Source organism: Endozoicomonas sp. ALC013 (genome assembly GCF_049310205.1).
Classification (GTDB): Bacteria; Pseudomonadota; Gammaproteobacteria; order Pseudomonadales; family Endozoicomonadaceae; genus Endozoicomonas.
The window spans coordinates 1-8,277 of sequence record NZ_JBLYNS010000180.1 but is presented as its reverse complement, the minus strand read 5'-3'; the positions used below and the strand labels follow the sequence as shown (position 1 = coordinate 8,277).

The following is an 8,277-nucleotide window of genomic DNA, read 5'->3' as shown; positions in this document are numbered from 1 at the left end:
CCTCCCAGTCCTTAAATAACCTCCTTGTTTCTTAGGCTCTAAACTTCGTTCGTCCTGAGCCTGTCGAAGGGCGTGGGCTCCGTGTTCACGCATTGTGCCTGTCACCCTTCGACTCCGCTCAGGATGAACGGAGATCACCTTCTAAATCGGGAAGTTAATGCAGGGACTGTTCCTTAATTTGAACAATAGAAGCCATCAATCCTGTGAAAACCGTTCGTATCGCCACCCGTAAAAGCGCCCTTGCCCTGTGGCAGGCGGAATATGTCAAACAGCAGCTGGAACACCATCATCCGGATATCCGGGTCGAACTGGTCAAAATGACCAGCAAGGGCGACCGCATTCTGGACGCTCCACTGGCGAAAATTGGTGGCAAGGGGCTGTTTGTCAAAGAGCTGGAAAATGCGCTGTTGGAAGGTCGCGCCGATATTGCGGTGCATTCCATGAAGGATGTCCCCATGGAGTTTCCCGAAGGGCTTGGCCTTGGGGTTATCTGCCCACGGGAAGACCCACGGGATGCCTTTGTCTCCAATCACTATGCTTCTCTGGATGCACTCCCACCGGGTGCCGTTGTTGGCACATCAAGCCTGCGCCGCCAGTGTCAGATACTGGCTGCCCGTCCTGATCTGACCATTCAGTTTCTGCGGGGTAATGTGAATACCCGTCTGGCCAAACTGGATGACGGCCAATATGACGCTATCATCCTGGCAGCCGCAGGATTGATTCGACTGGCGATGGCTGACCGCATTCGCAGTTACCTGGATACCACTGTGAGCCTGCCCGCGGCCGGACAGGGTGCCGTCGGTATTGAGTTACGCCAGGATGACGAGCAAACCAGACAACTGATTGCCCCTTTGCACGACGAGCACACGGCAATCCGGGTGGGCGCTGAACGGGCCATGAACAGACGACTGAATGGTGGTTGTCAGGTCCCGATTGGTGGATTTGCAGAACTGGACGGAGACCGGCTATTTCTCAGAGGCCTGGTCGGCAGCCCTGATGGCCAGACCATTTATCGCAGTGAAGTGACCTGTACCGCTGAAGATTATGAATCTGCGGGTATTCAGGTGGCTGAATCGCTGCTGAAACAGGGGGCGGATAAAATCCTTGCTGGATTGAACTCTGCGGATGGCAGGTAAAGCCGCCTTCCGACGGCGTTGGTGTTGATCTGGTGTGGTGTAAACTACTCTTGATTAAAACCTAAAGAATATCGTCAAAATCAATAAACTCTTCTTCCTGAGAAGAAAGAAATGTCAATGCTGTTGCGGGATCCGAGCCAGTAAATCCGGGCTCACCACCAACGGGTATTTGTACAAATCCGTTACTGGATGGCACTTGTGGTGCCTCCATCAATCCAAAATTCCCCCCCCCACTGAGTGCACCAAATAAGCCCGTGGATCCTGACGGTGGCACTGATTGTTGTGCCGCAGATCCAACATTTTCCGACCTGCCGAGTGTACCAAATAGGCCCGTGGATCCTGACGGGGGCACTGATTGTTGTGACGCAGATCCAACATTTTCCGACCTGCCGAGTGAACCAAATAAGCCCGTGGATCCTGACGGGGGCTCTGATTGTTGTGCCGCAGATCCAACATTTTTTGACCCGCCGGGTGAACCAAACAAGCTCGTGGATCCTGACGAGGGCTCTGATCCAAACCCAACCTTTTTCGACCCACCGGGGGTACCAAACAAGCTCGTGGATCCTGACGAGGGCTCTGATCCAAACCCAACCTTTTTCGACCCGCCGGGTGAACCAAACAAGCTCGTGGATCCTGACGAGGGCTCTGATCCAAACCCGACCTTTTTCGACCCGCCGAGTGGAACAAACAAGCTCGTGGATCCTGACGAGGGCTCTGATCCAAACCCAACCTTTTTCGACCCGCCGGGTGGAGCAAACAAGCTCGTGGATCCTGACGAGGGCTCTGATCCAAACCCTGCATTTTTCGACCCGCCAAGTGGACCAAACGTCAACCCACTGAGTGTACCAAATAAGCCCATTGGTCTTGACGGGGGTACTGATTGTTGTGCCGCAGATCCAAAATTCCCAAACCCACTGGGTGCATCAAAGAAGCTCCTTGATACTGACGGGCTTTCAGATGCCAAACCTCCAGAATCACCACCAAAAAGTCCACTCTGACGGGGTATGTTTGAGCGTTCCATACCGCACCGACCCATTGGCCTGTGGCTTGCCGGAAGCTTTGGACCATTCCTGAGATCATGGCGATTAATACCATAGCTCTTGAATTTATCCACGGCATCCAAGAATACTGTGAAGTTAAATGCCTTTTTTTCAAAATCAAATACTTCACTCAACTTGATGGCATAAGCCTGTTCTTTACTATACCTGCAAACAATCTCAATTTTATCACCCCAGTAATCAAATGGCGTTTTTAAATACACTTTGGTTTTATCATCAAAATAGGCCGGATAGTTCTTCATGAGTTTACTCATCACAAGCTCACACCGAACACAGTTAATAATATTTGAAACAGCCTCATTCACTGATTTGGATTCATTCAGGATCTTTGAGTCCAATCGAACTTCGAATGGATGATTCACCCCATCTATAAAAAAGTTTCTGACCAGGGAGAAATCCATATCCGTTGACTCTGCCAAACCAGGAATCAGCTCATGAGGATTTGGATTTGACAGTGAAATCATTGATGTGATTTCAGGTACCCCCCACCCCCCGGACTGCTCTCTGTCATTCTCAAGCGCAGCGCGCAAATCAATAAGGGATTTACTGACCGCCGTATTTGATAAGGCTTGTTTGGCGTCCTGGATTCTATCTCTAATAGTATTTTCACTTTCATCCGTCATATTTTCTGAGCTTATTTTACGTCTGACAGACTTTGTATTGTCAATGGTATGCTCATAACCCTGATTAAATGTTCGTTCCAGGGTGGTTATACACTCTTCTGCTCTCCAGTGGTTTTCATCAAATTGCTCAACCAGGTTCTTCAAATCATTTTCTTTGCCATACTTTCTTTCCATTTTATTCTTTTGTTCCTCAGTTATATTTTCCACACGCAATCCAGAGGCTTTAATACCGGAGTAGCCCAGTTGCGTTACAATAAGTTCGTCTACTAATTTGCCGTATTGATGAAGGAAGCCACTCGCACTTCCATGGTCCGGAAACATTGAATATGGATATGGACAATCAGGCACCACTGCTTTGTCATTTCCTTTGTGGACATATAAGCAATCTTTTCTCTTGCATTTTTGCTCAGCTTTTTCCAACCATTCATTGCCGTTGTTATAAAAGATATTTTTTTTATCGTGCGGCTTTTCACTTCTGCAGGTAGCACATATTGTTATAGCTGTAGCTTGATTGTCGGCGGTCATTTTCCTGATAAGACATTCCTGGTGTTCAAAATGATGGCAAGGTCTTTCTATAATGCCTTTTTCTTCCGAGAATAGTGCCTCTTGACAGATTGGACAATTATCAGACATTCGACTTTTAACTGTATCCGTGTGACTCAGCCTATGCCCGTTTAATAAAACTATTTCAGTGATGGATGTTGGTGTAAAATTCGATTCGACTCGAGTGTTTGCATTCGTTACTTGCACATTTGTTTCCATGAATAATATTCTCTGTCTGGTTGATTGCACTTGACGTCTGAGTAGCACCAACTCTGACTTATTGGATAAAGAATTAGTTCAACTGCATAATGAAACTGTCTCATATTCGCGCATTGGTAACCCGCCCTGAGCCTCAGGCACAGGCTTTGGCAGATGCCATCAAGAAAACTGGTGGCCAGGCCTGGCCCGTACCCATGCTTGCTATTGATGCGCTGGCAGAAACACAGGCAATGACAGACTGCCTGCTGATGCTCGACCAGTTTGACCATATTATTGTCACCAGTCGTCCGGCCGCCCGCCTGGGCGTAGAGCTGATCGAACGGTACTGGCCACAGCTACCAATTCACTGCCAGTGGTTTGCCATTGGCAGCAGCACAGCAGCTGAACTTGAGCAGTTTGCGATCAGGGCTGACTATTCAGACACCGGCGTAGACAGTGAGGCCCTTCTTACCCTGGATACATTTCACCATGTTCAGAATAAGAAGGTCCTGATTATCAAGGGCGTGGGGGGACGGGAGATGCTGAAAGAGCAGCTCACTAATGCCGGTGCCACGGTCCACACACTGGACGTTTACCAGCGTTCCTGCCCCACCTATGAACGCAATGCAGTGGTAAAAAAGTTGGAAAGCCATTCAATCAATGTCATTCTCTGCGGTAGTGGCGAAACCCTGACAAACCTTGGGTACTATTTACCCATGCCCTATCGAGCTGACTACCGGCTGCTTGTTCCCAGTGAACGGGTTGCCAGGGAGGCCCATAGCCTGGGTTTTCAACAGGTAACCAATACTGGTGGCGCCAGCAACGAGATGATGTTGCAAGCATTGGCCCAAATCTGCCTCTTGTGAAAAATGAGCGGGAACCTTGAAAGAAGTGCCCGGGCAAGAGATAGAAAAACAAGGGAGACTATCCTCTCGAACAATCGGAAGGCCCAAGCGTGAGCGATACAGACCAGAACACAGACCGTTTACCAGACAATACCCCTGAAGATGTTCAGCAGAAAACCGACATCTATTCAGCGAAAGAGTCCCATTCAGAACAGCAAGCCGCCAAAAAACACCAAAGCAAAGGTTCAGGTAAAGGTCTGGCAGGCTTTGCCCTGTTATTGTCCGCCTGCGCCCTTGGCCTCAGTGGCTACATCGGCTGGCGGGCCATGCCACTGGAACAGAACCAGCCGGTTCTGCTTGATGGCATGGATCATCTGCAGACACAGATTGCACGACAACAGGCCAGGCTGACTACGGTGGCACAAAACACCGCCACCGATATAGAAAGACACGAAGAACAGTTGCAAGCCCTGCAACAGCGGGAAGACAGACTTTTATCCCGGGTTGATACCCTGTCCAGCAAAGTCCGGGAACTTGAAGGTTCCACACGCAACCAATGGCGTATTGCCGAAGTCGAATACCTGCTGCGCCTCGCCAATCAGCGACTGCTGACGGTCAATGATGTTACCGGGGCCCTTGAACTGATGGCCAGTGCCGGGCAGATACTGGGGCAACTGGATGACTACACTCTCTTTCCGGTCAGAGAGGCCCTGGCAGAAGATATAGCGGTTCTGAAAGCGACCACCCTGCTGGATCAGGAAGGTATCTGGCTGCGACTGCAAGCCATTGCAGATTTGATCCCCGGTCTTGTGATCCTGGATGATGGCCATATTGCCGATGTGGCCAGTGCCCCGGACCCCGGATCAATGGTCACTGATGAAACTAACCCACCAGCGGACAGAACCTGGCAGGAAACCATCAAGGCCATAGTGCTGGACACCTGGCACCGTTTCACCAGACTGTTCCGTATTAATACCCAGCGAGAGCAACCCATTGAAGTATTGCTGACACCGGAACAGGAGCAGTTAATCCGTCAGAAGATGCTGATGTTGATCGAACAGAGTAAACTCGCGCTGATTACCGGACAACAGACGATTTATCAAAACAGTCTCAAACAAACCAGCGACTGGCTGAGTCGCTATTTTATGCTCGGTGGTGATGTCAGCAATCAGCTGGCTAAAGAGCTTACTGAACTGGAAGGACTCTCCATTACCCCCGATATGCCCACTATTCATCGTTCTCTGGAGGCACTGAAAGAGCACCAGTCCAGCTCAACTCTCACACCTGCAGACGATGATTCAACCATCGAGCCGGAAGAAAACCAGACAACACCAGCATCACCCGATGGCGATGAAGGGAAAAGCAGTCCGCCATTGATAGAGCCGGATCAGCCTGATGAACAGGGAGTGCAACTTTCATGAAAGGGTTTGCACTGTTCCTGACCATTGTTTCTGCCTGTTTCTTACTGGCCAATATCATGGTCAACGACCATGGTTATGTGCTGATTGCTTACGATGAGATGACCTTTGAAAGCAGTCTCTGGGGTTTGCTGCTGCTGGTTGTCATTTCCCTTGGCCTGGTCTGGCTGGCGGTGATTATGGGTCGGTTACTGCTGGGCACATTCAGTGTTATCTACCCACTGTCAACGGGTGCCCGCAAAGCCAGGGCCAGAAAACTGTTTGATCGGGGTCTGGCTGAGTTTACCAAAGGGCACTGGCGAAAGGCGGAGCGGCTCCTTGGGCAGGCGGCGAAAAACAGTGAATCACCGTTAATCAACTATCTGGCCGCCGCCAGGGCGGCCCATGAAGCAGGAAATCATGAAGCCAGCGCCAACTGGCTAAGACAGGCGGACAGCAAGGCACCGGGTGCAGAAATGGCGATTGGTATCACCCAGGCACAACTGCAACTGGCCAGTAACCACCTGGAACAGGCGCTGGCCACATTGACCCATCTGCACAAGAAGTATCCACGTCATGGCTACATTCTGAAAATGCTCAAGCAGGTCTATATCCGCCTGAATGACTGGCAATCACTGGAAAAACTGCTGCCCAGGCTGCGCAAGCAAAAAGTGATTAAGGACGACGAATATCACCAGCTGGAACAACTGGCATTCAAAGCGCTGTTCGAACAGGCTTATAACTACGGCCGAAACCGCGTCTCCAGCGAAGAGAAAACCAAACCGGCGGATGATATCTGGTCCGGCCTGAGCCACAGTCAGAGGAAGGATCCGGCCATCCTCTATCGCTACTGTGACTGTCTGGTTCGACTGGGTGCTGGGGAAAAAACCGAACTGCTGCTGCGGGAAAATCTTCATCACTGCTACAGCGAGCCATTGATCCGCCTTTATGGCAAAACGCCGGGCAAAGACCTGAAAAAGCAACTGCTGTTTGCAGAATCGCTGCTCAACCAGCGGACCAATGACCCCGAACTGTTACTGGCGCTTGGTCGCCTGGCACTGCGCAATGAACTCTGGGGTAAAGCCCGGGAGTATCTTGAAGCCAGCCTCAGGCTCCGGAAAAGTGTTGATGTGTATAACGAACTGGGTCATCTGCTGGCACACCTTGATGAGTTTGAAACCAGCTCACACTATTTCCAGGAAGGCCTGTTGTTAGCGGCGGACAGTGCAACCCATCTGCCGGGGATGCACAAGTCATGAATGCCCTGTTGGTTGGTGCCATCAGCGGTATGACTGCCGTGGCACTGAGCGCCTTTGGCGCTCATGCGCTGGAGGGCGTTCTCTCTGAGCGGGCAATGGACACTTTTCAGACCGCCGCAGACTATCAGTTCTACCATAGCCTGGCACTGGTGTTTGTGGCCTTGCTGGGAACAAATTACCCGGACTCAACAAAGCTGAAGTGGAGCGCTGGCCTCTTTGCTGTGGGCATTGTGCTGTTTTCAGGGAGCCTCTATCTCTTGAGTTTGAGCGGCATCCGCTGGCTGGGGATGATTACACCGCTTGGAGGTGTTTCATTCATCATTGGCTGGTTGATACTGGCCTTTTTTGCCGCCAGAGATTATTCCCGCATCTAAGAGGCTGCTGAGAATAGACAGCCTCTAAAATTTGCATTTTACGCCCCGAGCAGTATCTTACGCCGATCATTTTCTACCAACTCAGATCTCCATGAACGATACTGTAAAACCGGCCGATGAGGCTGATGAGCCACAACAGGAAACGCTCCACAAACGTCAAATCAAGAGTTTTGTGCTCCGCGCTGGCCGCATGACCACGGGCCAGCAAAGGGGCTGGGATGAGTGCTGGCAGGACTGGGGACTGACTCTGGTGCAAGGCACAGAGGGTTTCCTGAATGCCTTTACGGATGCAGCACCCCGGGTTCTGGAAATTGGCTATGGCATGGGACATTCCCTGGTCACCATGGCGACACAGGAGAGCGATAAGCAGTTTATTGGTATTGAAGTACACCGCCCGGGTGTCGGCAGCCTGCTTAATGAAGCCCGTCTGGCAGGCATCCACAACCTGAGAACCTATTGCGACGATGCAGTTGAAGTGCTGAAGCAGTGCGTACCCGATGGTAGCCTGTCACGGGTACAGATTTACTTCCCGGACCCATGGCACAAGAAACGCCACCACAAACGCCGCCTGATTCAACCGGCTTTTATTGAGTCTATTCGTCCCAAGCTGGACATCGGTGGCATTATTCACCTGGCCACTGACTGGGAAAATTATGCCGAACAGATGCTGGAAGTGATGAACTCAGCAGAAGGCTTCGAGAACATGGCCGCAGAAAACGGTTATTCGCCAAGACCGGATTTTCGTCCGCTCACCAAGTTTGAAAAGCGTGGTCATCGATTAGGGCACGGGGTTTGGGACCTGCTGTTCAAGCGCATCCGGTAGATGGCCTTGTGGAACCTGCCC

Annotated in this window: 7 protein-coding genes; 6 read left to right on the top strand and 1 reads right to left on the bottom strand. The window is 50.9% G+C overall.

All coding sequences use genetic code 11. The annotated features are described in order from the left end of the window. Window positions 1–203: 203 nt before the first annotated feature. Window positions 204–1,136 (top strand): hydroxymethylbilane synthase, encoded by a 933-nt coding sequence (gene hemC / locus ACO6V1_RS21225; RefSeq protein ID WP_422468393.1) that lies wholly within the window; start codon window positions 204–206, stop codon window positions 1,134–1,136. Between the two features lie 61 nt (window positions 1,137–1,197). On the opposite strand, the gene ACO6V1_RS21220 is transcribed toward hemC, so the two are convergent. Further along, window positions 1,198–3,579 carry a hypothetical protein gene (locus ACO6V1_RS21220; protein WP_422468391.1) on the bottom strand — a complete coding sequence of 794 codons (2,382 nt, stop codon included), beginning with the start codon at window positions 3,577–3,579 and terminating at the stop codon, window positions 1,198–1,200. A gap of 89 nt (window positions 3,580–3,668) precedes the next feature. Here ACO6V1_RS21220 and ACO6V1_RS21215 point away from each other — a divergent pair, with 89 nt between their 5' ends. From ACO6V1_RS21215 to trmB, 5 genes are all read left to right on the top strand, one after another. Next, a complete protein-coding gene (locus ACO6V1_RS21215) occupies window positions 3,669–4,424 on the top strand; it encodes a uroporphyrinogen-III synthase (RefSeq protein WP_422461051.1) in 756 nt (251 codons plus the stop codon). Window positions 4,425–4,513: 89 nt separating this feature from the next. Continuing rightward, window positions 4,514–5,824, top strand: coding sequence for a uroporphyrinogen-III C-methyltransferase (locus ACO6V1_RS21210; RefSeq protein ID WP_422449702.1), 1,311 nt, complete (start codon window positions 4,514–4,516; stop codon window positions 5,822–5,824). Further along, window positions 5,821–7,059: a heme biosynthesis HemY N-terminal domain-containing protein gene (locus tag ACO6V1_RS21205; RefSeq protein WP_422461049.1), complete on the top strand. Its 1,239-nt coding sequence runs from the start codon at window positions 5,821–5,823 to the stop codon at window positions 7,057–7,059. Before ACO6V1_RS21210 ends, ACO6V1_RS21205 begins: the two co-directional genes overlap by 4 nt. Next, window positions 7,056–7,433, top strand: coding sequence for a DUF423 domain-containing protein (locus ACO6V1_RS21200; RefSeq protein WP_422449700.1), 378 nt, complete (start codon window positions 7,056–7,058; stop codon window positions 7,431–7,433). Before ACO6V1_RS21205 ends, ACO6V1_RS21200 begins: the two co-directional genes overlap by 4 nt. Before the next feature lie 91 nt (window positions 7,434–7,524). Further along, entirely contained in the window at window positions 7,525–8,256 is a 732-nt protein-coding gene (gene trmB / locus ACO6V1_RS21195; RefSeq protein WP_422449699.1) for a tRNA (guanosine(46)-N7)-methyltransferase TrmB, read from the top strand. Window positions 8,257–8,277: the final 21 nt, after the last annotated feature.